The organism is Amycolatopsis sp. NPDC102389 (genome assembly GCF_044765885.1).
Lineage (GTDB): Bacteria > Actinomycetota > Actinomycetes > Mycobacteriales > Pseudonocardiaceae > Amycolatopsis.
The window spans coordinates 53647-78401 of the sequence record NZ_JBIWKX010000036.1; the positions used below are offsets into that span (position 1 = coordinate 53647).

At 69.2% G+C, this 24755-nt stretch carries 25 protein-coding genes; 9 read left to right on the forward strand and 16 right to left on the reverse strand.

The features are described 5' to 3' along the window. The first annotated feature begins 272 nt into the window (after nt 1-272). The gene (locus ACIRGA_RS27025) at nt 273-941 is read left to right on the forward strand and encodes a DedA family protein (protein WP_400945753.1); all 669 of its coding nucleotides are present in this window, start codon (nt 273-275) and stop codon (nt 939-941) included. On the opposite strand, the gene ACIRGA_RS27030 is transcribed toward ACIRGA_RS27025, so the two are convergent. The 7 genes from ACIRGA_RS27030 to ACIRGA_RS27060 all read right to left on the reverse strand — a co-directional run bounded on the left by ACIRGA_RS27030 (nt 938) and on the right by ACIRGA_RS27060 (nt 6608). Beyond that, the gene (locus ACIRGA_RS27030) at nt 938-1351 is read right to left on the reverse strand and encodes a VOC family protein (protein WP_005160702.1); all 414 of its coding nucleotides are present in this window, start codon (nt 1349-1351) and stop codon (nt 938-940) included. The two genes, ACIRGA_RS27025 and ACIRGA_RS27030, sit on opposite strands and share 4 nt — an antisense overlap. 186 nt (nt 1352-1537) lie before the next feature. After that, complete coding sequence (locus tag ACIRGA_RS27035) at nt 1538-2284, reverse strand: SDR family oxidoreductase (protein ID WP_400945756.1); 747 nt, start codon at nt 2282-2284, stop codon at nt 1538-1540. Next, nucleotides 2281-2928, reverse strand: a complete 648-nt coding sequence (locus ACIRGA_RS27040) for a nucleoside/nucleotide kinase family protein (protein WP_038521576.1) — start codon at nt 2926-2928, stop codon at nt 2281-2283. Before ACIRGA_RS27040 ends, ACIRGA_RS27035 begins: the two co-directional genes overlap by 4 nt. Then, nucleotides 2925-3794: a PfkB family carbohydrate kinase gene (locus tag ACIRGA_RS27045; protein WP_400945844.1), complete on the reverse strand. Its 870-nt coding sequence runs from the start codon at nt 3792-3794 to the stop codon at nt 2925-2927. The genes ACIRGA_RS27040 and ACIRGA_RS27045 overlap by 4 nt, the downstream gene beginning before the upstream one ends. An 8-nt stretch (nt 3795-3802) precedes the next feature. Then, nucleotides 3803-4609, reverse strand: coding sequence for an ATP-binding cassette domain-containing protein (locus ACIRGA_RS27050; RefSeq protein WP_400945759.1), 807 nt, complete (start codon nt 4607-4609; stop codon nt 3803-3805). After that, on the reverse strand, nt 4606-5595 hold the full coding sequence (locus ACIRGA_RS27055; protein ID WP_400945761.1) for an ABC transporter permease: 990 nt from the start codon (nt 5593-5595) through the stop codon (nt 4606-4608). Before ACIRGA_RS27055 ends, ACIRGA_RS27050 begins: the two co-directional genes overlap by 4 nt. Continuing rightward, nucleotides 5592-6608 carry a substrate-binding domain-containing protein gene (locus tag ACIRGA_RS27060; RefSeq protein WP_400945764.1) on the reverse strand — a complete coding sequence of 339 codons (1017 nt, stop codon included), beginning with the start codon at nt 6606-6608 and terminating at the stop codon, nt 5592-5594. The genes ACIRGA_RS27055 and ACIRGA_RS27060 overlap by 4 nt, the downstream gene beginning before the upstream one ends. Nucleotides 6609-6736: 128 nt before the next feature. On the opposite strand from ACIRGA_RS27060, the gene ACIRGA_RS27065 reads away from it, so the two are divergent. The 5 genes from ACIRGA_RS27065 (at nt 6737) to ACIRGA_RS27085 (ending at nt 12059) form a co-directional block, all read left to right on the forward strand. Next, nucleotides 6737-7771 carry a LacI family DNA-binding transcriptional regulator gene (locus ACIRGA_RS27065; RefSeq protein ID WP_400945767.1) on the forward strand — a complete coding sequence of 345 codons (1035 nt, stop codon included), beginning with the start codon at nt 6737-6739 and terminating at the stop codon, nt 7769-7771. An 88-nt stretch (nt 7772-7859) separates the two neighbouring features. Further along, complete coding sequence (locus ACIRGA_RS27070; protein ID WP_034312391.1) at nt 7860-8729, forward strand: LacI family DNA-binding transcriptional regulator; 870 nt, start codon at nt 7860-7862, stop codon at nt 8727-8729. Between the two features lie 86 nt (nt 8730-8815). Beyond that, nucleotides 8816-9349, forward strand: coding sequence for a GNAT family N-acetyltransferase (locus ACIRGA_RS27075; RefSeq protein ID WP_400945771.1), 534 nt, complete (start codon nt 8816-8818; stop codon nt 9347-9349). A 1343-nt stretch (nt 9350-10692) separates the two neighbouring features. Then, entirely contained in the window at nt 10693-10947 is a 255-nt protein-coding gene (locus ACIRGA_RS27080) for a hypothetical protein (RefSeq protein ID WP_400945774.1), read from the forward strand. Continuing rightward, nucleotides 10947-12059: a hypothetical protein gene (locus tag ACIRGA_RS27085; RefSeq protein ID WP_400945777.1), complete on the forward strand. Its 1113-nt coding sequence runs from the start codon at nt 10947-10949 to the stop codon at nt 12057-12059. Before ACIRGA_RS27080 ends, ACIRGA_RS27085 begins: the two co-directional genes overlap by 1 nt. Nucleotides 12060-12271: 212 nt before the next feature. Here the strand turns inward: ACIRGA_RS27085 and ACIRGA_RS27090 are convergent, their stop codons facing one another. Further along, entirely contained in the window at nt 12272-13276 is a 1005-nt protein-coding gene (locus tag ACIRGA_RS27090) for a glycoside hydrolase family 76 protein (protein WP_400945780.1), read from the reverse strand. 73 nt (nt 13277-13349) lie between these two features. Between ACIRGA_RS27090 and ACIRGA_RS27095 the strand changes: the two genes are divergently transcribed. Next, nucleotides 13350-15485 (forward strand): molybdopterin oxidoreductase family protein, encoded by a 2136-nt coding sequence (locus ACIRGA_RS27095; RefSeq protein WP_400945783.1) that lies wholly within the window; start codon nt 13350-13352, stop codon nt 15483-15485. A 28-nt stretch (nt 15486-15513) separates the two neighbouring features. Here the strand turns inward: ACIRGA_RS27095 and ACIRGA_RS27100 are convergent, their stop codons facing one another. From ACIRGA_RS27100 to ACIRGA_RS27125, 6 genes are all read right to left on the reverse strand, one after another. Further along, complete coding sequence (locus tag ACIRGA_RS27100) at nt 15514-16167, reverse strand: TrmH family RNA methyltransferase (protein ID WP_400945786.1); 654 nt, start codon at nt 16165-16167, stop codon at nt 15514-15516. Nucleotides 16168-16181: 14 nt separating this feature from the next. Next, nucleotides 16182-16574, reverse strand: coding sequence for a DUF2784 domain-containing protein (locus tag ACIRGA_RS27105; RefSeq protein ID WP_400945787.1), 393 nt, complete (start codon nt 16572-16574; stop codon nt 16182-16184). Nucleotides 16575-16692: 118 nt separating this feature from the next. Beyond that, nucleotides 16693-17256, reverse strand: coding sequence for an orotate phosphoribosyltransferase (pyrE, locus tag ACIRGA_RS27110; protein WP_016338130.1), 564 nt, complete (start codon nt 17254-17256; stop codon nt 16693-16695). A gap of 46 nt (nt 17257-17302) precedes the next feature. Then, nucleotides 17303-19837, reverse strand: coding sequence for an FtsX-like permease family protein (locus ACIRGA_RS27115; protein ID WP_400945788.1), 2535 nt, complete (start codon nt 19835-19837; stop codon nt 17303-17305). Beyond that, nucleotides 19837-20595 (reverse strand): ABC transporter ATP-binding protein, encoded by a 759-nt coding sequence (locus tag ACIRGA_RS27120; protein WP_400945790.1) that lies wholly within the window; start codon nt 20593-20595, stop codon nt 19837-19839. Before ACIRGA_RS27120 ends, ACIRGA_RS27115 begins: the two co-directional genes overlap by 1 nt. Nucleotides 20596-20666: 71 nt before the next feature. After that, on the reverse strand, nt 20667-21146 hold the full coding sequence (locus ACIRGA_RS27125) for a PepSY domain-containing protein (protein ID WP_400945791.1): 480 nt from the start codon (nt 21144-21146) through the stop codon (nt 20667-20669). Between the two features lie 60 nt (nt 21147-21206). On the opposite strand from ACIRGA_RS27125, the gene ACIRGA_RS27130 reads away from it, so the two are divergent. Beyond that, nucleotides 21207-21887, forward strand: a complete 681-nt coding sequence (locus ACIRGA_RS27130; protein ID WP_400945792.1) for an MgtC/SapB family protein — start codon at nt 21207-21209, stop codon at nt 21885-21887. Here the strand turns inward: ACIRGA_RS27130 and ACIRGA_RS27135 are convergent. After that, nucleotides 21884-22651, reverse strand: a complete 768-nt coding sequence (locus ACIRGA_RS27135) for an SDR family NAD(P)-dependent oxidoreductase (RefSeq protein WP_400945793.1) — start codon at nt 22649-22651, stop codon at nt 21884-21886. The genes ACIRGA_RS27130 and ACIRGA_RS27135 overlap by 4 nt on opposite strands. Before the next feature lie 121 nt (nt 22652-22772). Here ACIRGA_RS27135 and ACIRGA_RS27140 point away from each other — a divergent pair, with 121 nt between their 5' ends. Continuing rightward, complete coding sequence (locus tag ACIRGA_RS27140) at nt 22773-23906, forward strand: hypothetical protein (protein ID WP_400945796.1); 1134 nt, start codon at nt 22773-22775, stop codon at nt 23904-23906. Here the strand turns inward: ACIRGA_RS27140 and ACIRGA_RS27145 are convergent, their stop codons facing one another. Then, entirely contained in the window at nt 23907-24617 is a 711-nt protein-coding gene (locus ACIRGA_RS27145; RefSeq protein WP_400945798.1) for a hypothetical protein, read from the reverse strand. Nucleotides 24618-24755: the final 138 nt, after the last annotated feature.

Here is a 24755-nt window from a genome sequence, read left to right on the forward strand (position 1 = left end):
CTCTTCTCCTTTTGGTTTTGTCTTTGGGGTTTTTTTGTTTCTTTTTTTTCCAACACCCCCCCCCCCCCCCCCCCCCCCCACTCGCCCCAGGCCTCACCGCCGCGCTTGCTCGCCCCTGCAGTACATGAAGGCCTCCTTCCCTACCTTCAGGGTAGGCAAGGAGGCCTTCACGGCGCTTGCGACCACCTGGCCGCCAGGGTGACCGGGCCGTCGACACCCCGATTCCACCGTTCGGTGAAGTGCGGTTCCCCGAGTACACGTAGGCTCGCGTCGTGAGTGAGGTGTACACCGAGGCCGCGGGCATCGGGGTGAGCTGGCTCGACACCGCCGGGCCGGTGCTCGTCTGGGTGATCGTGCTGAGCTTCATCTTCGTGGAGTGCGCGCTGATCATCGGGCTGTTCCTGCCCGGCGACTCCCTGCTGTTCGCGGCCGGGGTCGTCCTCGCGCAGCACGGCTCCGACCTGAACGCGTGGCTGCTGTCGGCCGCCGCGCTGCTCGTCGCGATCCTCGGCAACCAGGTGGGGTATTACATCGGCCGGTCGACGGGCACGAAACTGATCGCGCGACGCGGCGGCAAGGTGCTGAACCGGCACAACCTCGACCGCGCGAGGACGTTCCTGGATCGCAAGGGTTTCTTCGCCATCGTCGCCGCGCGCTGGATCCCGTGGATCCGCACGCTGGCGCCGCTCATCGCGGGGACCGCGCGGATGGATCCGCGCCGGTTCGCCCTCGCGACCGCGCTCGGCGGGCTGCTCTGGGTGCCGACCTTGGTGCTGCTCGGCTACTACGGCGCCGGTCTGCTCGACCAGCTGCCGTGGGTGAAGACGGCGGCCTTGTGGATCAGCATCGCGTTCTTCGTGGTGGGCACGGCCTACGGCTTCATCCGCTACCGCCAGGAGATGCGGCGCCCCGCCGAAGAGACCGAAGAGACCACCGCCTAAACCTCGGGATCCGCCCAGATCTCCAGCTGGATCCCGTCCGGATCGCGGAACACGATGACGGACGAGCCTTCCAAGGTCCGCGATCCCTTCGACGGCGAATAGACGACGCCGTATTCCGAGAGCCGCGCTTCCCACTCGGCCAGTTCGGACCGCGAAGAGACCTTGAACGCCACGTGGTCCAGACCTGTTCGCCGTTCGTCGAATCGCGGGCGCTCCGTGTCCTGGTGCTCGACGAGCACCACGGCGAAACCCTCGCTCGGCGACCTGAGCACGACCTTCCGCAGACCCGTCTCCGGGTCTTCACGACGCGTGAACTCCTCGAGTTCGAGCACACGGGCGTACCAGGGCACGCTCCGGTCCACGTCGGTCACGGTGAGTGCCAGGTGGTGCACAGACATGAGCTTGGACATCGGGGATGACCGTCCTGATCAAGAAGCTTGGGGGCGCCACCAGGGTGACACAGGCCCCTCTGGCGACGAGGTGATCCGCCGACTTCCCACATGAATCGTGATATCCGCCGGGAAACAGTGTTAAAAAGTGGCTGAACCGCACGCGGACCCGATATCGCCCCGTGACCGCTCCGTGGCCCCGAGGCGTCAGCGTCCTCCGCCGACGGTCAGCACCGTCCCGGTGGTGTACGACGCCGCCGGGGAAAGCAGCCACAGCACGGCTTCCGCGACTTCGCCGGGTTCACCCGCCCGTCCCATCGGGATGGTCGGGGCGATCCGGTCCATGCGGTCGGGCATCCCCGCCGCGGCGTGCAGTCCCGTGTGGATCATGCCCGGCGCGACCGCGTTGACCCGAATGGATTCTTTCGCGACTTCTTGCGCCACGCCGTAAGTCATCGTTTCGACGGCCGCCTTCGTGCCCGCGTAATGGACCCATTCCCCGGGCGAACCGGTGCGCGCGGCGGTGGAGGACAGCGTCACGATCGCGCCGCCTTCGCCGCCGTACCGGGTGGACATGCGGCGAATGCCCTCGCGGACGCACAGGAAGACACCCGTGACGTTGACGTCGACCACGCGGCGGACGACGTCGGCCTCGTACTCGTCGAAGCGGCCGGGGGTGTTGCCGGTGATGGCCGCGTTCGCGACCACTCCGGCGAGCGGGCCGAGCGCGACGGCGGCGTCGAACAGGGCCACCACATCGTCTTCGGACGCGACGTCACCGCGCTGGGTGATCGCCTGGACGCCGTGCTTCCGGACGCGCGAAGCGACGCCCTCGGCCGCTTCGGCGTCACCCGCGTAGTTGACGACGACGTCGTAACCACGCGCGGCGGCCAGTTCGCAGACCGCCGCGCCGATGCCCTTGCTGCCGCCGGTGACGACGAGAACACCACTCATATGGCGAAGTTGACCAGCGGCAGGTTTTCGAGGACCAGGTCGGCACGGTCGCTCGTGGACGCGATCAGATCGGCGTTGCGCTGATCGGAACCGAGCGCGCGACGACGCGCTTCGACCAGCGAACGGCCGTAGCGGCGGTGCCGCGAAACGAGCCGCTCGATGCGCTCGGGTTCGTCCGGCGCGAGGAACCACGACTCGGCGAGGATCGGCTTCACGCCACTCCACGGGTCGTCCTGCATGAGCAGGTAGTTGCCCTCGGTGATGACCAGCGGGACGTCCGGCGTGACCGCGACGGCGCCGGCGATCGGCTCCTCGATCTCCCGGCGGAACTCGGGCGCGTAGACCGTCTCGCGGCCTTCGGCGAGCCTGCGCAGCAAGTGCACGTAGCCGGCGGCGTCGAAGGTGTCCGGCGCGCCCTTGCGCTCCACCCGCCCGAGCCGCTGCAGTTCGACCTGCGCCAGGTGGAAACCGTCCATCCCGACCACCGCGGCCCGCGTGCCCAGCGCCTTCGCCAGGCCCCAGGCCAGTGTCGTCTTGCCGGACGCGGGGGCGCCGACGATGCCGAGCACGCTGCGCTGACCCGGCTTCGCCAGCGTCTGAGCCCTGCTCAACAGGTCTTCGAACACCGGAGGCATGGCACTCATGGCTGTCTTTCTCCCATCTTCGCGACCGCGGCCGTCCACGACCTCGGTCCTTCATGCCGCACCCGTTCGGCGGCCACCTCGTTGGCGAACCCGATCCAGCCCGGGACGTCCCCTGTGCCCCTGGCGACCGCGTACGCGAAAGCTCCGTGCCAGACGTCGCCCGCGCCCAGCGTGTCACGCGCGCGGGTGACGGGAACGGGCACCGCACCGGATCCGTCCGCCGTCGACCAGCGGACCGGATCGGGACCGGCGGTCGTGATGACCACCGGCACGCCGTGCTCGCGGGGATCGTCCCCGCGGTACAGCGACGAGCACGCGGCGATGTCGACCAGGGGCAGGAGCTCGGGGAAGACCGGCTTCCAGCTCCCGGCGTCGAGCACCACCGGCACCTTCCGATCCCGTGCCCAGCGCGCGACTTCCAGCGCCACCTCCGGATGGTGCCCGTCGAGGAGCACACACCCCGGCATTTCGTCCTCTGAATGCGGTAGTTGCGCGTGCAAGGAACGCATCGAGAGGACGAAACGCGAGGAAGCGTGGGCGTTGCGCGAGACGACGGTGCGTTCCCCGTCGGAGTCGCGGACGGTGATGGCGCTGATCGCGGGCGGATCGGGCCGTTCGGGATCGAGGTCGACCAGGTCGACGCCGTGCGCCTCGAGGTCGGCGCGGGCGAGTGCCGCCAGCGGATGCGCGCCGGCGACCGTCAGGAGCGTCGCCCCGGCGCCGAGCGCGGCCACGGTCACCGCCGCGTTCGTCGCCGGCCCCCCGGCGGCGACGTCCATCGACAGCGAACGCACCTTCTCGCCCGGCGCCGGGATCTCGGCGACGCGCTGAATCTGGTCGACGGTGCACAGGCCCGCCAGCAGCACTCTCACCACTACAGTCCGGTGTGGACGGCCGACGCGACCTCTTCGACCTCGCCGTTCTCACCGATCTTCAACGCCCCCGTGAGCAGGCCGACGACCTGGTTCATGGTGTGCGTCTTCGGCGAGACGACCGCGACCCGTTTGCCGAGGCGGTGCACGTGGATACGGTCGGCGATGTCGAACACATGCGGCATGTTGTGGCTGATCAGCACCACCGGCAGGCCGCGTTCGCGGATACGGTTGATCAGGTCGAGCACCTTGCCGGATTCGGCGACGCCGAGCGCGGCGGTGGGTTCGTCCATGATCACCGCCTTGGTGCCGAAGGCCGCCGCCCGCGCGACCGCGACACCTTGGCGCTGCCCGCCGGACAACGTCTCCACCGGCTGCGTGATGGATTTGATGTTGATGCCGAGTTCGTCGAGGATCCGCTGCGCGTCGGCCCGCATTGTCGCGGTGTCCAGTTTCCTGAACAGCTGTCCGAAGAGGTCCTTACGCCGCTTTTCGCGGCCCAGGAACATGTTCGACGCGATGTCGAGCGCGGGCGCGACGGCGAGATCCTGGTACACCGTCTCGATTCCGTAGTGTCGAGCGTCCAAAGGGGACTTGAAGTGGACGGTCTCACCGTCCACTTTGATCTCTCCGGCGTCCGGGATCACCGCGCCCGAAAGGGCTTTGATGAGGCTCGACTTCCCGGCGCCGTTGTCGCCGACGACGGCGAGCACTTCACCGGGGAACAGTTCGAAGTCGGCGCCGTCGATGGCGGTCACCCGGCCATAGCGTTTGACCAGTCCGTTCGCGGACAACGTGGGGGTCGTCATGACTGCTGCCTCCTCGCGAAACGGTCGACGCAGACGGCGCCGATGAGCAGGGCGCCGGTGGCGACGTCCTGGTAGAGCGCGTCCACCCCGAGCTGGGTCAGCCCGGACCGCAGGACCGCGACGACCAGCGCGCCCATCATCGTGCCGAGTACCGAACCCCGGCCGCCGAACAGGCTCGCGCCGCCGAGCACCACCGCGGTGATGGAGTCGAGGTTGCCGAGCTGGAAGGCGTTCGGGTCGGCGTTCGGCACGCGGCCGAGCGCCTGCCAGGCGGCGATCCCGACGATCACCCCGGCGACGATGTACACCGAAAGGATCGTGCGGTTGACCTTGATCCCGGACAGCCGCGCGGATTCCGGCGCGTTGCCGACCGCGTAGACGTGCTTGCCCCACGGTGTCCGCGTGAGCGCGTACCAAAGTCCCAGGTACATCAGCAAAGCGAGCGTCATGCCGTAGGTGATCGGGATGCCGCCGAACAGATACCGGCGGGTGCCGAGCCATTTGAGCAGTTCGTCGGCGACCGGGACGGCCTGGCCGCTCGCGAACAGTTTCGCCGCCGCGGTGAGCACGGTCAGCAGGCCGAGCGTGACGATGAACGGCGGCAGTTTGATCCGGGTGACCAGCGAACCGGTGACCATCCCGATCACCACCGTGGCCACGATTCCCAGCAGCAGCGCCCAGATCCCGGAGACACCACCGACCACGAGCTTCGCCATGATCAGCGTCGCGAGCACCATCGCGGCCGCGTTGGCCAGGTCGATCCCCGCGGTCAGGATGATCAGCGTCTGCCCGAGCGCGAGCGTGCCGACCACCAGGGACTGTTGCACCACAAGGGAAAGGTTGTCGAGATCGAGGAAGGTGTCGGTCGAGAGCGAGAACACCACGATCGCGACGAGCAGGGCCAGCGTGGGCCCGACCGCGGGAGCACGCAGGAAGAACTCACCGATCGTCGGCCGCTCGTTGGCCTTCAGGGTCGCGGTACTCATTTCGTCCCCCAGCAGTTCTCGAGGCCCCACTTGCTGTCCTGGCTCTCCACGCCGGGGATCGGCTTGTCGGTGATCACCGCGGATCCGGTGTCGACGAACCCGCTCGGCTTCTTGCCCGTCTTCGCGTATTCGACGGCGGCGAGGACGCCCTGCTCGGCCATCTTCTTCGGGAACTGCATGACCGTCGCGGCGTACTGGCCGTCGCGCACGTTCTTGACGCCTTCGCAGCCGCCGTCGATCGAGCCCATCACGATCTGGTTCACCAGGCCGCGGGCCTGGAGCGCGGCGTACGTGCCGCGGCCCATCGGCTCGTTCATCGTGTAGACGGCGTTGATGTCGGTGGTGCGCTGCAGCAGGTTCTCCACGCCCTGCTGCGCCAGGCTCTGGTCGCCGTTCGCGGGCGTCTTGCCCTTGATCTCCGGCGACGCGTCGGTCAGCCCGATGCCCTTGAGGAACCCGGTGTGCCGCTGGGTGTCCACTGTGGACCCGGCGGTGCCGTCCACCATGAACAGCTTCGGCGGCTTGCCCGCCAACGCGGCCTTCACGTAGGCGCCCTGCCGGCGTCCGGCCTCGAAGTTGTCCGTGGCGAAGGTGGCGTCGACGGCGGTGTCCGGTTCGGTCGCCGTGTCGAGCGCGATGACCAGCACCCCGGCCTTGCGGGCGCGGTCGATGGCGTCGAGGACGCCGGTCGAGGAGCTCGGCGTGATCAGGATGGTGTTCACACCCTGCTGCATGAGGTTCTCGATGGCCCGGACCTGGCCGTCGTTGTCGCCGTCGAACTGGCCGGCGAGCGCGCTGAACTCAGCGCCGTTCGCCTCGGCGGCGGCTTTGGCGGCCGCTCTCAGCTCCACGAAATAGGGATTGGTGTCGGTCTTGGTGACCAGGCCGACCTTGGCCTTGCCACCGCCGCCCGCGTTCGAACCGCCACCCCAGTGGCGTTCGACGGTGCACCCGGCCGAGGTCACCGCGAGTGCGGCGGCCATCGCGAGCGCGGCGAGACTGCGCTGTCTCATGGGGGATGCCCTCCGATTCAAGGCTGTCCGTGATGGACCGGAAGGTAGACAGGGTTATGCTCAGTCGCAAGCGTTTGCGCAAACGCTTGCCCCAGACTCTTCGACAGAGCACTTCCGAGGAATAGGTAATGCCGCCGTCTCGCTCGTCCCGGCCCACCCAACGCGACATCGCCGAGCTGGCGGGAGTCTCGATCACCACCGTTTCCCACGTGGTCAACGGGACGAGGGCGGTGGCCGAGGACACCAAGCTGGCGGTCCTCCGCGCGATCGAGCAGACGGGTTACACCGGCGACGCCATCGCCCGCTCGCTGGTGACCGGCGGGACGCGGTCGATCGGCGTCGCGATCTCCCTGCTCGCGAACCCGTACTTCGCCGTGCTGATCCAGGCGATCGAGCGCGAAGCCGCTTTGGCCGGCTACACGGTCTTGCTCGCGGACACGCACGACACCGTCGACACCGAACGTGAGACCGTGCGGACGCTGCGTTCACGCCGCGTCGACGGACTGCTGATCACGCCGTCGCCGGGCGACGGTTCGGTGATCGGCGAGCTCGTCTCGCTCGACGTCCCGACCGTGCTCATCGACCGGCTCTCCACGCGCACCGACGTCGACCAGGTCGGTGCGGAGAACATCCAATCGACCTCGGCGCTGACGGCGCATCTGGCGTCGCTCGGACATCAGCGGATCGGCATGATCAGCGGCACGGCCGGGCTGAGCACCAGCGAGGAGCGGATCCTCGGCTACCGCCTGGGGCTCGGGCGGTCCGGTTTGACCTGGTCGGAGGACCTGGTCGCGTGCGGGCAGTCGTCGCAGGCGGGCGGGGCCCTCGCGCTGAGCACGCTGCTCGCGCTGCCCGAACCGCCGACCGCGCTGGTGGTCGCCAACGACACCATGATGGTCGGGGTGCTGCACGAGCTGCGGCGCCGCGGCCTGCGCGCGGGCGTCGACCTGCCGGTGGTGGTCTACGACGACGTCGAGTGGGCCGATCTGGTCGATCCTCCGCTGACCACGATGGCGCAGCCGATCGAGGAGATAGGCACACAGGCGGTGCGCCTGTTGCTGGCCCGCATCAACGATCCCGCACGCAAGGCCCAGACGATGCGGATTCCGCCTACGCTCCGCCACCGCGCGTCCTGCGGATGCGCTCTCGTTCACTCACATTGATGATTGTTGGGAGACTTTCCGGTCTCGCCGCCGGGCGATGCTCCGTCAGCCGTTACCGTCATTCAAGCTCGGATGAAGGCGTGGAGCGATGACCGCATTGTCCCCGGCGTTACCCCTGTGGGAGGACACCCCAGTCACCCACCGGTTCGGGGTGGCCATGGCGATGCACGCGAACCCGTATTCGGGTGAACTCGTCCGCGCCATCCGCCGCGCCGCACGCCGCCATGGCTGCGAAATCACCCTCGCCGATACCGGTGACAGCGTCGCCGAAGAGGCCGCGGTCATCCGCGCGCTACGGGCGGACCGCGTCGACGGCGTCCTGCTCGTCCCGGCGGCCGGCGACGAAGCGGTGATCAACGGGTTGGTCCGGATGGGTGTGCCGACCGTGCTCGTCGACCGGATGGCCGGGCGCAACGACGTCGACCAGGTCGGCTCCGAGAACATCCAGGCCGTATGCGCGCTCGTGCGGCATCTCGCCGGGCTGCGGCACCGCAAGATCGGCTTCATCTCGGGCGAAGAGGACATGACCACCTACGAGGAGCGCGCGCTGGGCTACCGGCTCGGGCTCGGCCGCTCCGGCCTCCGGTGGACGTCGCAGCTGGTCGCGTGCGGGCAGTCGACCCCGGGCGGGGCGGCGGCCGCGACCGCGAAACTGCTCGACAGTTGGCCGTCGCCGACCGCGCTCGTGGTGGCGAGCGAAGCGATGATGATCGGCGTCCAGTACGAGGCGCACCGGCTCGGCATCCGGATCGGACGCGACCTCGCGATCGTCGGCTACGGCGACATGGAGTGGGCGGGGCAGGTGACCCCGGCGGTCACCACCATGGCGCAGCCGATCGAGGAGATCGGGCGCAAGGCCGTCGAACTCCTGCTGGCCCGGATCACCGACCCTGAGCGACGACCCGAATCCGTACGGCTCGCGCCGCGCTTCATCCATCGCCAATCGTGCGGCTGCTGAATCACACAGCGCCGATGGATCCTCAGCGGTAAAGAGTGCTTCGGATCTCGCTGGTGAGAAGCCCGCCGCCGGGTGATGATGGCGGCATGACCGAGCTGTGGACCGTGCACACCGCCGACCTCGACGCCGCCGTGCTGAAAGCGGCACGCGCCCTGCTCGACGACGCTTTCGACGGCGATTTCAGCGAGCACGACTGGGAAAACGCGCTCGGCGGCATGCATACGCTGATCTGGGAGGGCGGCGAACTGATCGGGCACGCGTCACTGGTCCAGCGGCGGCTCGTGCACGACGGACGGGTCCTCCGCACGGGTTATATCGAGGCGGTCGCGGTCCGGTCGGATCACCGGCGGCGCGGGCACGGTGCCTCGATGATGGACGCGCTGGAGCGGGTCCTGCGGAAGGCGTACGACCTCGGAGCGCTTTCGGCCTCCGACGAGGCACTGGAGTTCTACGCGTCGCGCGGCTGGCTGCTATGGCGCGGGACTTCGTCGGCCATGACGCCTTCAGGCATCGAGGCGACGAAGGAGGACGACGGGTCGATCCACGTGCTGCCGGTGGGGGTCACGCTGGATCTGGACGGGGAGATCACCTGCGACTGGCGGGCGGGCGACGTCTGGTGACCCGCGTCCTCGCTGAACCCGCCGAAGCAACCTCATTGCCTCCCTTCGGACAACGATTCTCCGCTGCCTAGGTCGGGAGCCCCCACCACGAGGTAGGCCGAGCCTGTACAACAGGACATCTGCCGCACAGCCCGTTCGCCGTGTAGTGGCTGCTAGCCATCGCGGTTCGCCATCTAGGTCAACCTCCCTCGAACGCTGCTGGATCCTTCAATGTTGGTCAAGAAGGCGACGACCGCATAGGCCCGAACGAGGGAAGGTTTGTCACCTTCGAAGTTTCGCTCCTCACGGATCAGCAGATCGTCTCCCTGGCGTTCAGATCGGCGAGGCGATCTTCGCACCGACCTCCGCGTTACGGCTGAGACCTTCGTCGAGCGGGCGCGCCCGGGGCAACGTCGGCGGGCGACGTCTCGTGTATCACGGCGATCGAGGTCGACGCTCCTGCCTCGCACTCGGCTAGGAAAGCGCGGGACTGCAGTTTTGTACCGCTGGGCACATGAGGTTTCAGGGTGCGATAGTGAAGGGCGAGCCATTCGCTGCCTGGAACTTGTCTGGTTCGCGGTGAAGGCTCTCGACGACAGCACCGCCGACGACCGCCTCTAAAGCAGCCCTCGTCCTCTTACTGGCCTACACCGGACGACCAGTGGGCCACACTTCACAGCGAACCAGTCTGGGAGACGGCCGCAGCAGACTGCCGTGTGTGCCGTAGCCGAGCCGATAGTGGTGGAACCGGTTCAAGGCGCCACTACGCGAAACCCCGGAGGGAGTCCCTCCGGGGTTCGGTTGGATGGGCACCGCGCCAACGGTGATCCATCGCTTCCCTTGGCTCGAGCCACAGCATTAGTTCGTGCCCAGGGGGTACCGGCCCTTCCGGACCGGTGAACACGACTTTACCCCTTGACGGGGGGTGAGATCCGGGGAACTGAGACGGTTTTGGACAGCAGTTCGGTGTGTCCAAAATCGACCACGACAGCACTCAACCTGGGTAAATACGACATCAGGCTGCCCTAAGCAGCGAGTTCGCACGCCGCTGTGACAGCGGTTCACTCTTCCTCGACTCATGATCTTGGACGCTGGGGACTCACCAAGTTAGACCGGTGAGACACCAGTTTTGGACAGGATTTCGAGGACGTATCCCACCTTCTTCTCGCCGTGATCTTCTTGCCAGGCATACGATGGGCCTGCCCTCACGAGGCGTGCCGCACGGCAGCGTGAGGGTTGTTCCGTACTTGGTGCGCCAACACCGGAGCGGATCAGGCTGAGATCACGAAGTCTCGAGCCACAGCACTTTCTGCCTAGCCGCCCACGGCACGCCGGGCGGCCCACATATTGCTCAGGGAGTTCTTGTGACATTGTCTTCTGTGCCGGGCGTGCCCGGCACTGCTGTTCCATCCCGGCCGCCGGCGCACGGCGTCACGTGGCCGCAAGTCACCATGACCCTCGGCGTGCTGTTCTTCACTGGATGGATGCTCACCCGCGGCTACGAGTGGTACTTGGCGCTCCTGATCGCCAGCTGCGCCGTCGTGGTCGGCACCGGCCTGATCTACCTCCCACGTGGCCTCATGCGCCTCGCCCGAGCGATCGACAGGCAGGACCAGTAATGGGGAAGCTCGATCACCAGAGGCCCGCCTTCGAGATGGTCCCTGTCTCGCGGCCGCGCCCCTCCAGTCCACAGCGGGACCTGCTGCAGCAGGCGAAACAGCTGATCGAAAAGGACGACCGACTGAGCTGGCTCAAGCGCAGGCCAGCCGACCAGGCTCTCGACGTCGCGGCGATCTTCGTCCTGGCTGAGCGGACCGAGTTCGGAATGGACTTCGACGTGATCCTGGAGATCGCGCAGATGGCGCGGCGGATCGGAGTCGACGACGGTGACCGGCGCGAGGGCGCCGGTGTTCTCGACGCGGCGGAACTACTGGTCGAGAACCCTGACGACGTCTCCAAGGTCGTCCAGCTGGCTATGAGTCGTGCTCGGCTCGGCCAGGGGCAAGTCGCGGCGAAGACCGGTATCAACCGTTCCCAGGTGTACAACCTCAGCAAGCAGGACGGGTCGCTCCCCCGCGAACCCGACCAGCTGCTGAAGTGCTTGCACGCCTGCAAGATGCCGACGGTCCAGATCGACCTGGTGCTCATGCAGTGGCGGCTGCTGCGGGAACGCCGGCGGCGTGGGCTGTCGCTGGAGCTGCCTCGTTGCCCGATTCCGGCTCAGCGGCACGAGTCGTTCCTGCCGATCGTGGGGATCGGCGATGATCGAGACGCCGCGGAAGACCAGCCCGCGGAGCAGGAAGGCAGAGCAGACACCCCGCCGAATGGTTTCTCGGAGATTCCGCTGGTGGGCGTGCCGGTCGCCGCGCCGGGGTCCTCACGCGCGCGGCAACTGGCACTTCGGCTCAAAGAAGGTGTCCGCGGCCGACTCATGATGATCGCCATGCTGGTCATCTTGATCCTCATGCTGTTCCTGCTCGCCGCGGACGACTTGCTGCCCAGCGACACCATGGCGGCTCTGCCGGTCTTCTCCATGGTGATCGCCGGCGGCAGTCTGGTCTCGACTTATGTCGTCATCCGAACCATGCGGCAGGAACGCGACGATCAGGCCGGAGCAGGGCGAACTCGGCGATCGAGTCTTTCCGAAATGGAGTTGTGCACCGACTCCGACGAGCAGAAGGTGGCCGTCCGCTCCACCGACGGCGTCTACCGGCCGCGCCTCGCGGGCTAGCCGAACCAGCCGATCCTGGCGAGTGGACCGATGACGAGGTAGAGGCCCGGCGTGCTCCTCACGCTGGGCCTCTACCTTCGCCATGACTCGCCGATCCTCGTGCGCAGCCATGACATCGTGTCCCAGGCCGATGACGTTCACGCACGCTCAGGCCGCGATGCCGTTCCAGCGGCAAGCGGGCGGGCGACGTCTGGCTGCCCGCGTTTAGTCCTCTAAATGCGGGCCGCGGCTTCGAGCAGCATCCACGCGCTCACCTGAACGGACAGGTCGCGTTCGGGAGCATCAGCGGCGAGGGGCAGCGAAGGCGCCGGAGTCGCCCAGTCGGCGCTGAAGAGCGGCCCGTGCGGCGTCTCGGTGACACCGGACCAGCAGGCGTCGGCCGATCGGATGACCAGGTCACGCGCCACCCCGCTCGGCAGCAGCGGTGCCGCGAGCGCCAGGTACCGGGCCAGGATCCCGGCGAACAGGCCGCCGTCGCCGCCTTCCTGTCCCCGGATCACCCCGTTCGGCGCGACGTGTTCCGCGACCGCGTGGATCACGTGCTCGACTCTGTCCATTTCGGACAGTTCGAGGCAGGCGCCGAGATAAACCCCTTGGCAATACGTGAAAATATGCTTCACCAGTTCGCCGCTGCCGACACGCAGACCGTCCCACACCAATCCGGATTCCGGATCGACGAGCCGTTCGGTCATCCAGCCGGTCAACCCGCGAGCGTGTTGCGTGGAGCCTTCGCGGGCATGGAAGATCGCGGCCGGGCCGTTCGCGGGCGCGTTCTTGAAGTCGTCGCCGACGCGCCACCAGATCCCGCCGCCCGCGTCGTCGGTCCAGCCTTCGCGCAGCCGCGAACTGATCGCTTCCAGCCCGCCGCGGACGTCCAGGCCGAGATGCCCCACGCGTTGCAGCGCGAGGCCGAGCCAGGCGATGTCGTCGTAGTAGTCGTTGATCCACTTGCCGAAATTGCGCAGCCGCACGGACACCACGAACCGGTCGATCAGCTTCAGCCGATCCGGCGACGGATCCCGCAGCTGGGCGTCGACGAGGGTGTCCAGCAGATGCGCCTGCCACCAGTAGTTCCAGTGCCAGTGGACGCGCTGACCCGCCGAGGGCGGCCAGCCGCTGCGGCCGAGCACGGTCCCGGGAAGCCCCCACACGCGGCGCAGATGCCGGTCGCGGATCGCGCGCTCGGCGGTCGCGGCCCGGTCGGCGAGAGCAGTCATCGAGACATCATCCCTTGCCCGCTGACATACCGCTCAGTATGTTGGGATGATTCCCGGACCCGCGAGGTGCTTCATGACCACGGCGCATGTGACCTGCCCGCTCTGCGAAGCGACCTGCGGTCTGGAGGTGACGATCGACGAGAAGAGCCTGGTCACCCGGGTTCAGGGCGACCACGAGGACGTCTTTTCGAAGGGTTACATCTGCCCGAAGGGTGCTTCACTCGGCGCACTGCATCACGACCCGGACAGGCTCACGGCACCGCTGGTCAAACGTGACGGCGAGTTCGTCGAGGTCACCTGGGACGAGGCGTTCGCCGAGATCGACCGGCGGCTCCGGCCGATCATCGACGAGCACGGCAGGAACGCCGTCGCCGTCTACTCCGGCAACCCGACGGTGCACAACGCGGCACTGGTGCTCTACGGCCGCGTGTTCTTCAAAGCCTTGGGCACCAAGAACTTCTACACCGCGACCACCGTCGACCAGATGCCGAAGCACTTCTCCTCCGGCTACCTCTTCGGCGACCCGCAGACCATCCCCGTCGCCGACCTCGACCGCACCCAGCATCTGCTGATCCTGGGCGCGAATCCGTTGGTGTCCAACGGAAGCCTGATGACCGCGGCCGACACTCGCGGGAGGCTGCGCGGGATCCAGAAACGCGGCGGCAAGATCGTCGTCCTCGATCCGCGCCGCACCCGGACCGCGCAGCTCGCCGACGAGCACCACGCGATCCGGCCCGGCACCGACGCGTTGTTCCTGTTCGCGCTGGTCAACGTCCTGTTCGCGGAGAACCGCGTCCGGCCCGGTGAGCACGTCAACGGTGTCGACGAGGTCCGAGCTCTCGCGGAGCCGTTCACGCCGGAGGCGGTCGCGCCCGCGACCGGGATCGACGCCGCCGAGATCCGCCGCATCGCGCTCGACCTCGCGGACGCCGAGCGCGCCGCGGTGTACGGCCGGATGGGCACCACGACCCAGTCGTACGGCACCGTCGCGAGCTGGCTGGTCGACGTCCTCAACACGCTCACCGGCAACCTCGATCGCGAAGGCGGCGTGATGTTCCCGCTGCCCGCCCTGTGGCGGCCGCGCCGGTCGTCGCCGTTCACCAGCGGCCGCTGGACGAGCCGGGTGCGCGGGTATCCCGAGGTGCTCGGCGAACTGCCGGTGGCCACGCTCGCGGACGAGATCCAGACGCCCGGCGAGGGCCAGGTGCGGGCCTTGGTGACCATCAGCGGTAACCCGGCGCTGAGCACGCCGAACTCCGCGCGGCTCACGGAAGCGTTGCGGCAGCTGGACTTCATGGTCTCCCTCGACGTGTACCTCAACGAGACCACGCGGCACGCCGACGTCATCCTGCCCGGGCCGTCACCGCTGGAGCGGCCGCACTACGACGTCGCGCTGTACGCGCTCGCCGTGCGCAACGTCGCGAACTGGACACCCCAGACGTTGGAAACCGGCATGCCGCAGGAATGGGTGACCCTGCTGCGGCTGGCCGGGATCGCCGCCGGCCAGGGCCCGGACGTCGACGTCGCCGCCTTCGACACGATGGTCGCGGGCGAAACGGCGCGGCGCACCGGCGTCGACCTCTCGCTCGCCGAAGGCCGCACGGGACCGGCGCGGATGATCGACCTGATGCTGCGCGGCGGACCGTACGGGCTGAGCCTGGCCGACCTCGAAATGGCCCCGCACGGCATCGACCTCGGCGCACTGAAACCCCGGCTGCCCGAAGCGCTCACGACCGCGAGCGGGAAGGTCGAGCTGGCCCCGGACGCGATCACGAAGGACGTCCCGCGGCTGCGTGCGGAGCTGGACAAGGCGCCCGACGGCGGACTGCTGCTGATCGGGCGGCGGCACCTGAGCTCGAACAACTCGTGGATGCACAACCTGACGCCGCTGGTACGCGGCGGGAACCGGTGCACCGTCCAGGTGCATCCGGACGACGCCTCCCGGCTCGGGCTGACCGACGGCGGGCTCGCGTCGGTGACGTCGCGGGCGGGCAAGCTCGAAGCGCCGGTGGAGGTCACGGCCGACATCCGGCCCGGCGTGGTGAGCATGCCGCACGGCTGGGGACACGATCTCGACGGAACCCGGACGAAGGTCGCCGCCGCGCACGCCGGGGTCAACTCGAACCTGGTCGCCGACGAGACCCTGCTCGACGTCCCGTCCGGGAACGCGGTGCTCAACGGGATCCCGGTGGAGGTCGCCCCCGTCTAGCCGCATTCAGAGGACGAAATGCGGGAGGTCACCAGGCTTGGGAGAGGTCGGCGTGCTGCCGGACCCAGGCGTGCATGACGATCCCGGCGGCGACGCCGGCGTTGATCGAGCGGGTCGTGCCGAACTGCGCGATCGAGACGACCAGCGACGCCGTCTTCTGTGCCTCGGCCGACAGCCCGGGCCCCTCCTGGCCGAACAGCAGGACACACTCGCGCGGCAGTTCGGCGGTTTCGACGGGCTGCGAGCCGGGCGTGTTGTCGACGGCGACCACGGCGAGCCCTTCCGTCGCGGCGAAGGTCAGCAGCCCGTTGACGTCCTCGTGGTGGAGAAGGTGCTGGTAGCGGTCGGTCACCATGGCGCCGCGCCGGTTCCAGCGCCGCCGTCCGACGATGTGCACCGCCGCCGCGGCGAACGCGTTCGCCGTCCGGACCACGGTGCCGATGTTGTGATCGTGCTGGAAGTTCTCGATCGCCACGTGGAACGGGTGCCGACGGCTGTCCACATCGGACACGATGGCCTCGCGCCGCCAGTAGCGGTACGGGTCGACGACGTTGCGGCGGTCGCCGCCCGCCAGGAGTTCGGGGTCGTAGCGCTCGTCCGAAGGCCACTCGCCCTCCCACGGACCGACGCCGACCTCTTCCTTCGCCACCCACTCGGTGGGGCCGACCTCTTCGAGACTCACCGGGTGATTGTCACTCAGCCCAGGCTGACGCGGTGCGCCGGTGCGTCCCCGTCGTGGTGGCGGTGACGCCAGCGCTGGTACGCGCCGACGTAGGAGACGATCACCGTCGCCATCGCGATCACGACGACCACCGGCAGCGACGAGCGCGGGAACACGGTGTCGTAGAGGTAGTAGGCGTTGAAGCCGCCGGGCAGATCGCCGAGGCCCTGCTGGTGCCGGAAGTAGTTCTCGGCCGCCGTCAGCGGGCAAGGCCACGGGAAGACGTTGACGAGAACACCCCATGCGGCGAAGAACACATGCCCGAAGATCACCTTCGGCCACCGCCACGCGAGGAAACCACCGAATCCGATGAACAACAGCGCGAAAATATGCACCGCGACTGTCACGTTCGCCAGGAAACCCGCCACCTCAAGCCCCCTTTCACACCCCTACCAGCGACGTTACCCCTTTCGTATTGAGAAACGCTCACGAAAAAACGGGGCATCCTCCGTTCGCACGGAGGATGCCCCGTTCGGGACGCTTTACTCAGGACAGACCGAGGTCGTCCTTGTTCAGGATGTAGCGGTATTCGAGGCCTTCCTTCTCGATGGCCTCGCGCGCTCCGGTGTCCCTGTCGACGACCGTCGCGACACCGACCACGTTCGCGCCGGCCTCGCGCAGGGCCTCGACGGCGGTGAGGACGCTGCCGCCGGTGGTCGAGGTGTCCTCGACGGCCAGCACGCGCTGCCCCAGCACCTCGACGCCTTCGATCCGGCGCTGCATGCCGTGTTCCTTGACGGCCTTGCGGACGACGAACGCGTCGAGCACGACACCGTCGGTCGCGGCGGAGTGCAGCATCGCCAGCGCCACCGGGTCCGCGCCGAGGGTCAGGCCGCCGGCGGCGACGTAGTCCCAGTCGTGGGTGAGCTGGCGGAGCAGCTTCCCGATGAGCGGAGCGGCCGCGTGATGCAGCGTCGCCCGCCGGAGGTCGATGTAGTAGTCGGCTTCCTTGCCCGAGGACAAGGTCACCTTGCCGTGCACGACGGCGAGTTCGCCGACCAGTCTCGCCAGTTCGAGTTTCGCCGCTTGATCAACACCGGGGTACGCCACGGCCGAGAGTCTTACACACGGCCCGCCGGGGCCTTCGAAGGTAGCTCTAGTCACTGCCGGCCGTCGCCGCGTCCACGGCCTGGCCGCGGGTCGCCGCCCACGCCGGGACCAGGGTGGCCGCCAGCGCGAGCGCCGCGGCGAGCCCGATGATGGTCAGGTAGATCAGCGGCGAGCCCATCGGCAGCAGGGAATCGGCCGCCACCAGGCAGAACGGGACGATCGCGCCCGCCGAGACGACGGTGCCGAGCACGATCCCGATCAGCGCGACGAGCCCGCCCTCGAAACCGGCCATCCGCAGCACCTGCGCCCTGGTCGAACCGGTGAGCCGCTGGAGGCCGAACTCGCGCCGCCGCCGCATGGTCGCCATCACGAGCGTGTTGGCGACCGAAATCACCGTGTAGGCGATGATCATCCCGACCAGCAGGTAGTTCACCCACGCGCCGACGGCCTGGTCCTTGTCGTGCGCCGCGATGAGCGCGCCCCGGTCGCCGACGGACACCGGCAGCCCGGCCGTCGCCTCGCGAAGCCGCTCGGTGAGCGTCGCCGGATCGACGTCCGGGGCGGCGCGGACCAGCATCTGCGGGGCGAGCCCGGCGGTGGTGTGCGGGGCCAGGAGACCGGCCGGGAGCAGCAGGCTCTCGAAACCGGGGCGCTGCCCGGTCACCGCGACGACCTTGACGTCGACCGGCGTGCCGTCACCGAGCCGCAGGCTGAGCGTGTCGCCGACGCCGCGGCCGAAGTCCTTCGCGAAGACTTCAGGGAGCGCGACGGTCAGGCCGGTCAGTGCCTTCAGGTCGCCCTGGGTCACCTTCGTGTCGGTCGTGGCGCTCGCGCCCGAAGCGGTGAGACCGATCGCCGGCCGCCCCTCGTCGGAGGAGTCGTACGGCGTTTCGAGGAACACGCTGCTGGTGACGTACTCGGACGCTCCGGCGACTCCGGGAACGGCCTGGATCCGCTGGACGAGGTCCGGGGACAGCCCGCCCGCCGGGGAACCGATCACGGCGTCGGCGCGGACGTCTTCGGTGAAGGCCTGGTTCGCCAGCTCCTGCTGGGTGGTCTGCAGGTAGATGTTCGCGGTCGCGATGCCGACGGCGAGCATGATCGGGGTGACCGCCCCCGCCGCCCGGACGAGGCCGGCGCGGGTGTTGAGCACGGCGAGCCTGCCGTCGATGCCGCCGAGCAGGCGCATCGGCCACTGCAGGATCGCCGTCATCACCTTGGCGACGCCGGGCGTGATCATCGCGACGCCGATCGCCCACAGGATCACCGCGGGTCCGGCGGTGCTGGCCGCGATCGGTCCGGTCATCACCGCGACGGTCACGATGGCCAGCGCGGTGCCGCCGCCGAAGCAGAGTGCGGCGACGATGACACGCGTCGGGGTCAGCCAGCGGCGGGTGACCGCGGCCTCGGCGAGTGCCTCGGTCGGCCGGATCTTCCCGGCCCGGCGCCCGGCCGCGAAGGCGGCGATGAACACCGCGAGCATCGCGGCACCCGCGCCGACGACGGCGGGCAGCCAGCCCTGGTAGAACCGCAGGACCGGGGGCACCACACCGTTCTCGACCAGCTGCCCGAACAGCCACTCGCCGAGGACCGGTCCCAGTAGCGCCGCGAGCGCCGTGGCGAGCAGGCCGACGGCCAGCGCTTCGCCGAGCACCATGCGCCGGAGCTGGCGCGGGGTCGTGCCGATCGCCCGCATCAACGCGAGTTCGCGCGAACGCTGCTGGGTGGACAGGCTCAGCGTGCCGGCGACGACGAACATCGCGACCATCACCGAAAGCCCGCCGGACACCGCGGCGATGACGATCAGGTTGGAGCCGCTCGAATCGGCTTCGGGAAATTCCGCGACACCGCGGTCGATGCCGGTCAGGACGTTCGCCCCGGTCGCGATCTCGGCGACCTTCGCCCGCACCGCTTCGACGTCCGCGCCCGGATCGGTGAAGACGCCGATGACGTCGGCCTTGCCGGGACGCCCGGAGAGCCGGGCGGCGTCGGCGGCGGAGAAGAACACGGCGGCCTGCGTGATCGAACGCGGCGCACCGGCCACCCCGGCGACGCGGAACGCTTCGTTCTCGCCACGCGCGGCGACCTGGACGACGTCACCGGGCTTCGCTCCCGACGAAGCCTCGACGACGACCTCGCCCGCGACGGGCGCGGCACCCTCGACCAGCGCGTACGGGGTCAGGACGGCGGAGTCCCAAGCGTGGCCGAGGGCGGGCTTGCCACCCGCCGCGAGCGGGAAGCTCACTTCACCGACGACGTCCGAGACACCGGGGACGGACCGCAGCCGGGAGACCAGTCCGGCGTCGAGCCGGACGCGCTCGGGAAGCCGCGCGTCCTCGAATTTGCGTTTGTCGCCGGGTTCGAGGGAGGCCGGGTCCTTCTTGGGCAGCTCGAAGGTCTGGCCGCCGGTGACGAGGATCGGCGCGGCCGCGAGCCGCTGCGGCTCCGCGTTGCTCCGGATCCCGGTCTCCATCAGGCCACCGCAGGAGGCGACGATCAGCGCGCCGAAGAAGACGGCGATGAAGGTGCCGATGAAACCGCCCTTGCGCAGGCGCAAGGTCCGGAAGGCGAGTCGCAGCATCACGCACCCGCCCTGACCGGGCTGCCCCAGGCACCCAGGTGGGTCATGCGCTCGGCGACGACGTCCGCGGTCGGCGCGTGCAGTTCGTCCGCGATCCGGCCGTCGGCGAGGAAGACGACCCGGTCCGCGTAGGAGGCGGCCATCGGGTCGTGGGTCACCATGATCACCGTCTGGCCGGTCGTGCGGACCGAAGCGCGCAGCAGCTCGAGGACCTCGGCGGCGGTGCGGGTGTCGAGCGCGCCGGTCGGCTCGTCGGCGAAGACCACCGCGGGCCGGGTGACCAGCGCCCGCGCGATCGCCACCCGCTGCGCCTGCCCGCCGGACAGTTCGCCGGGAAAGTGCTTGCGGCGGCCGGAAAGCCCGACGCGGGCCAGCATCTCCTCGACGACGCGGCGATCCGGCTTGGCACCCGCCAGCTGCTGCGGGAGCGTGACGTTCTGCTCGACGGTCAGCGCCGGAAGCAGGTTGAAGGCCTGGAAGATGAAGCCCACCCGGTCGCGGCGCAGCTTCGTCAGCTTCGTCTCGCTCATCCCGGCCAGCTCCTGTCCGTCGAGCACGACGGACCCCGACGTCGGCCGGTCCAGCCCGGCCGCGCAGTGCAGGAAGGTGCTCTTGCCCGAGCCCGAAGGGCCCATGACGGCGGTGAAGCCGCCCCGCGGGAACGCGAGCGTCACCCCGTCCAGCGCGACGACGCCCTTGCCGTATTCCTTGCGGACGGCGTCGAGCCGGACCGCGTCACCGTTCCACCCAGAGTTCATGATGAAAACCCTAGGAATCCCAGGCCGGAAGCACCCTGGGGCGAGCGTGCGTCTCCTGGGTAGGGCGAGCCCTACCTGACCGCGCCGGTCTTGGCGTCCACGTCGAGGTCGTGCTCGATCCCCTTGCCGTCACGCAGCCCGACCTGCCAGACGAGGGCGCCGTCGGTGGCGCGGTCGATCTCCATCTCGTCGAGGTCACCCGGCTGCCGTTGCTGCGCGGTCCGCAGTGCCGCGACCGCGTCGACACCCGCCTGTTCGATCTTCGCGAGGTCGTCGCTCGGCTTCGCGGCCGTCTGGTCGCCGAGGATCTGGCCGCCGTCCCGGCTCACGCGGATCTTGTGCTCCTGCCCGTGCGACGCGACCTTGATCTCCCAGCCGTCGTTCGCGGGCTCCACGTCGAACACCCGCCCGTCGGGCACGGCGACCGCCGCGGCCTTGATCGCCTTCACCGGCTGGGCGTCCGGTCCCGGAGTCGCGGGCCCTGGCGGTTGCTCGGTGGAACAAGCGGCCAGCGTCAGCGCGACCGCGATGACGAGAAGTGAGGACCTCATGATCCGCGCGTACCCACCCTGAGCGGGCTCGAACCGTCGCCGAGCCGGTGGCACTGTGGGGTGATGGTCTCGAACGGACAGGGCTGGCTCCAGATCGGTGAGCTGACGACGGCGTTCGCGCTTTCGGCGGCGATCGGGCTGGAGCGGCAGATCAGGGGCAAGAGCGCCGGGCTGCGGACCCAGACGATCGTGGGCACGGCGTCCGCGCTGATCCTTTTGGTCAGTAAGTACGGTTTCGGCGACATCCTCGCGACCGGGCAGGTCGTCCTCGACCCGTCCCGGATCGCGGCGCAGATCGTCTCCGGCGTCGGGTTCCTCGGCGCCGGGCTGATCATCACCAGACAGGGCGCGATCCGGGGACTCACCACGGCCGCCGCCGTCTGGGAGACCGCGGCCATCGGCATGGCGGCGGGCGCCGGGCTCCTGGTGCTGGCGATCGTGGTGACGGCCCTGCATTTCGTGGTGGTACTCGGGTTCACCTGGCTGACCGGGCACCTTCCCGGCGGCACGGGCACGACCAGGCTCCGCGTGAGCTACGTGGACGGCAAGGGTGTCCTGCGCGACCTGCTGGCGCTCTGCACGAGCCATCGATGGTCGATCACGTCCTTGCGGATCACCGGCGATCGCGACGGCGAGGTGACGGTCTCGCTCGACCTCACCGGCCCCGATCACGCCGCGGCCCCGACCGTGCTCGCCGCGACCGACGGCGTGCGGTCGATCGAAACCGCCGATGACGACTAGGTACGGCCCTTTCCGCCGAAACCACCGCCGAGCTTGCGCAGCACCGCCCTCGGCAGCAAGCCGCCGACCGCGACGAGTGCCTTGTACTGCAGGCTCGGTACGGAGATCACCTTGCCGCGGCGCAGATCCGCGAGCGCCTCGTCCACGACCTGGTCGACGCCGAGCCAGAACGCCTTCGGCCCGGGCTTGTCCAGACCGGCCCGCTCGTGGAACTCCGTGGTGGTGAACCCGGGGCACAGCGCCATCATGCGGATGTTCCCCGGCAGTGAGGCGGCGATGCCCTCGGTGAACGAGGTGACCCAGTTCTTGCTGGCGGTGTACGTCGAACCGCGGCCGCTGAAGAAGCCGGCGACCGAGCTGACGTTGATGATCGCGCCCTCGCCGCGGTCGATCATGCCCGGCAGGGCGGCGCGGGTCAGCCGCAGGACGGCGGTGACGTTGACGTCGAGCTGGCGCTGCAGCGCGTCCGGCGGGATGGTCCAGAAATCGCCGTTGAGCCCGAAGCCCGCGTTGTTCACCAGCAGGTCCACCGGCTCGCCCTCCAGGCGCGCCTCGACCAGCGCTCGTCCGTCCACTTCGGACAGATCGGCGGGGAGGACGACGACGTCGACGCCGTGCGCCTCGATCAGCTCCGCCGCGAAGCTCTCCAGCCGGTCGACGTCGCGGGCGACGAGCACGAGGTCGTACCCCTCGCCGGCCAGCCTGCGCGCGAACTGCGCGCCGATGCCGGCGGTGGCACCGGTGATCAGGGCGGTTTGTGTCATGTCGCCGAACCTACTCCTCGGTCGGAACCTGGGACGACGCTCGGACGAGGCAGGTGTGGGGGTCACCCACCGTGGGGATTTGACGTGCAACGGCGCAGGTCGGGAAGTATCGTCCGGCGCCATGGGGAAGCACAGCAGGCGCAAGCCGAGCTACCTGCCCAAAGTCGCGGTCGGCGCGGCGCCGCTGGCGCTGCTGCTCGCCGGTCCGGCCAACGCGCTCGCCACCCAGACCGACCCGTCGATCCCGCTGCCGCTCGATCATCAGCGCGAAGGCAGCTTCGATCGCGGAGCCGGCTTCACCACCGAAGGCGACACATCCGTCTTTCGCGGTTTCCTGAACAACACCGAACGGAACGTCTTCAGCAAGGACCTCGGCGACGCGAAGGCCGTCGCGGACGTCCGCCGTTCAGTGAGCGAGACCGTCGAGACCCGCGAGAGTGTCACGGCGCGTCCGGACAAGGTCGGCGCGCTCGGCGCGGCGAAGACCGCCGAGACCTTCGAGCAAGGCCAGCGGGAAGCCGTGAAAGTCGACCGCTACGGCAGCATCGTCGCCGGGAACGAGACCGGACTCGAGCGGTCCGGCGAGCGGCTGACCGAGGTCACGCGCGACCCGCGCACCGGCGTCCCCACCTTCGTCTCCCAGGACGGCCGCGCTCTTCGCGCGTCCGAGGGGACCTACCACGCCGTCCGCCCGCTGCCCGGGGTCGGCGTGATCAACGAAACGGACCAGCGAGCCGGCGGTGCGCTCGGCCGGGCCTTCCGCCTCGACGGCGCTTTCTCCGGCGACCTCGGCGGCGTGCTGGAGGCCGGGCGGTCGTCCGGGCACGCCGTCGACATCGGCGACCTCGCCGCCGTCGGGGCGACGTCGGCGCAGCACGGCGACGGCCGGTTCAAAGGTGTCCTTCCGCTCGACCTCGGCTCGGGCGCCGGTTACGGCCAGGAACACGCCCTCGGCGGCGCCATCGGTCCGGGGACCGGGCTGGTGACCACCGGGCAGGACGTGAAGCTGGGGCAGCTCGGCTCCGGTTTCACCGGATCCGGTTCGCACACGATCAGCGGCGACCTCGGCATCGGCGAGGTGGCGTCCGTTCACGGCACCACGACGTCGTCCGTCCGCGGGGTCCTGCCCACCGCCGATCCGGCGCGGGCGGGACAGGTGACGCAGTCCGGGACGCTCGACCTGACGCTGCTCGGTCAGCCGGCGCACACCGGTTTCATCGCCGGGGCGCTCCCGCTGGAGCTCAAGCAGTCCTGATCAGGCCTGGGGCTCGATGTCGTCGGCGGCCTCGGCCTGCCAGTGGCGGCCCGGGGTCGGGGCGTTGTCGTACTCCTCGTCGAACGGGTCCACGATGTCGGCGATCTCGCCGAGGTCGCGCAGCAGCCGCTCGAGCCGCGACGGCCCCGCGTTCGGGGCGACGCTCGCGAGCACCCACTCGTTCTCCAGCCACGCCACGCCGACGTCGCCGCCGAGCGAGTCCGCCGCGTCGACGAGTTCCTGCGTGATCACCTTGCGGGCACCCTCGGAGTCGTCCGCGAAGGCGTAGCGCTGACCGATCGGGCCGAGCATCTCGGGCATGTCCTGGCGCTGGAAAGGCACGCTGGACAGCCACATCTCCAGCGGCGTCTCGTGCACGCGGTTGCAGCGCACGGCGACCACGACCGCCGGGATCTGGCCCTCGGTCTCGATGTCGAAGATGAAGACGGGGCGGCGCCCGTCGGAGGTGAAGGTGGACCCGGCCACGACGTTGACCGCCAGCTGCGCGCCGAAGTACCCGATCGCGCCGTTGGACCACTGCCGCGGCAACCGCTCGTCCTCTTCGACGAACTGCCAGCCGCGCAGCTCGGCCCAGCGCATGCGCTCGCGATTGCGCGAGCCCTCCTTCGCCCGGTCGGCCGCGAGCAGCGCCAGCCCCGCCACCAAGGCGACGGCGGCGATGACGAACCAGATCCACGCCGGAATACCCACGCCGGTCAGGGTATCCCCCTGCCCTCACCGGATGTGATCGCCGGGCGCCGTGTCGCGCCCACCTTTCGGTGCCGCATCCGGGAAAGACCACGAAAGACGCGGTGAAAGGTCGACAAATCGCTGTGTCGCCAACGCTCG

Excerpts from the sequence above, each read along its gene's own strand:
- ACIRGA_RS27030 (WP_005160702.1), bottom strand. The coding sequence starts at position 1,351 with ATGTCCAAGCTCATGTCTGTGCACCACCTGGCACTCACCGTGACCGAC.
- ACIRGA_RS27035 (WP_400945756.1), bottom strand. The coding sequence starts at position 2,284 with ATGAGTGGTGTTCTCGTCGTCACCGGCGGCAGCAAGGGCATCGGCGCG.
- ACIRGA_RS27040 (WP_038521576.1), bottom strand. The coding sequence starts at position 2,928 with ATGAGTGCCATGCCTCCGGTGTTCGAAGACCTGTTGAGCAGGGCTCAG.
- ACIRGA_RS27050 (WP_400945759.1), bottom strand. The coding sequence starts at position 4,609 with ATGACGACCCCCACGTTGTCCGCGAACGGACTGGTCAAACGCTATGGC.
- ACIRGA_RS27055 (WP_400945761.1), bottom strand. The coding sequence starts at position 5,595 with ATGAGTACCGCGACCCTGAAGGCCAACGAGCGGCCGACGATCGGTGAG.
- ACIRGA_RS27060 (WP_400945764.1), bottom strand. The coding sequence starts at position 6,608 with ATGAGACAGCGCAGTCTCGCCGCGCTCGCGATGGCCGCCGCACTCGCG.
- ACIRGA_RS27065 (WP_400945767.1), top strand. The coding sequence starts at position 6,737 with ATGCCGCCGTCTCGCTCGTCCCGGCCCACCCAACGCGACATCGCCGAG.
- ACIRGA_RS27070 (WP_034312391.1), top strand. The coding sequence starts at position 7,860 with ATGACCGCATTGTCCCCGGCGTTACCCCTGTGGGAGGACACCCCAGTC.
- ACIRGA_RS27075 (WP_400945771.1), top strand. The coding sequence starts at position 8,816 with ATGACCGAGCTGTGGACCGTGCACACCGCCGACCTCGACGCCGCCGTG.
- ACIRGA_RS27085 (WP_400945777.1), top strand. The coding sequence starts at position 10,947 with ATGGGGAAGCTCGATCACCAGAGGCCCGCCTTCGAGATGGTCCCTGTC.
- ACIRGA_RS27090 (WP_400945780.1), bottom strand. The coding sequence starts at position 13,276 with ATGACTGCTCTCGCCGACCGGGCCGCGACCGCCGAGCGCGCGATCCGC.
- ACIRGA_RS27095 (WP_400945783.1), top strand. The coding sequence starts at position 13,350 with ATGACCACGGCGCATGTGACCTGCCCGCTCTGCGAAGCGACCTGCGGT.
- ACIRGA_RS27115 (WP_400945788.1), bottom strand. The coding sequence starts at position 19,837 with ATGCTGCGACTCGCCTTCCGGACCTTGCGCCTGCGCAAGGGCGGTTTC.
- ACIRGA_RS27120 (WP_400945790.1), bottom strand. The coding sequence starts at position 20,595 with ATGAACTCTGGGTGGAACGGTGACGCGGTCCGGCTCGACGCCGTCCGC.
- ACIRGA_RS27125 (WP_400945791.1), bottom strand. The coding sequence starts at position 21,146 with ATGAGGTCCTCACTTCTCGTCATCGCGGTCGCGCTGACGCTGGCCGCT.
- ACIRGA_RS27135 (WP_400945793.1), bottom strand. The coding sequence starts at position 22,651 with ATGACACAAACCGCCCTGATCACCGGTGCCACCGCCGGCATCGGCGCG.
- ACIRGA_RS27140 (WP_400945796.1), top strand. The coding sequence starts at position 22,773 with ATGGGGAAGCACAGCAGGCGCAAGCCGAGCTACCTGCCCAAAGTCGCG.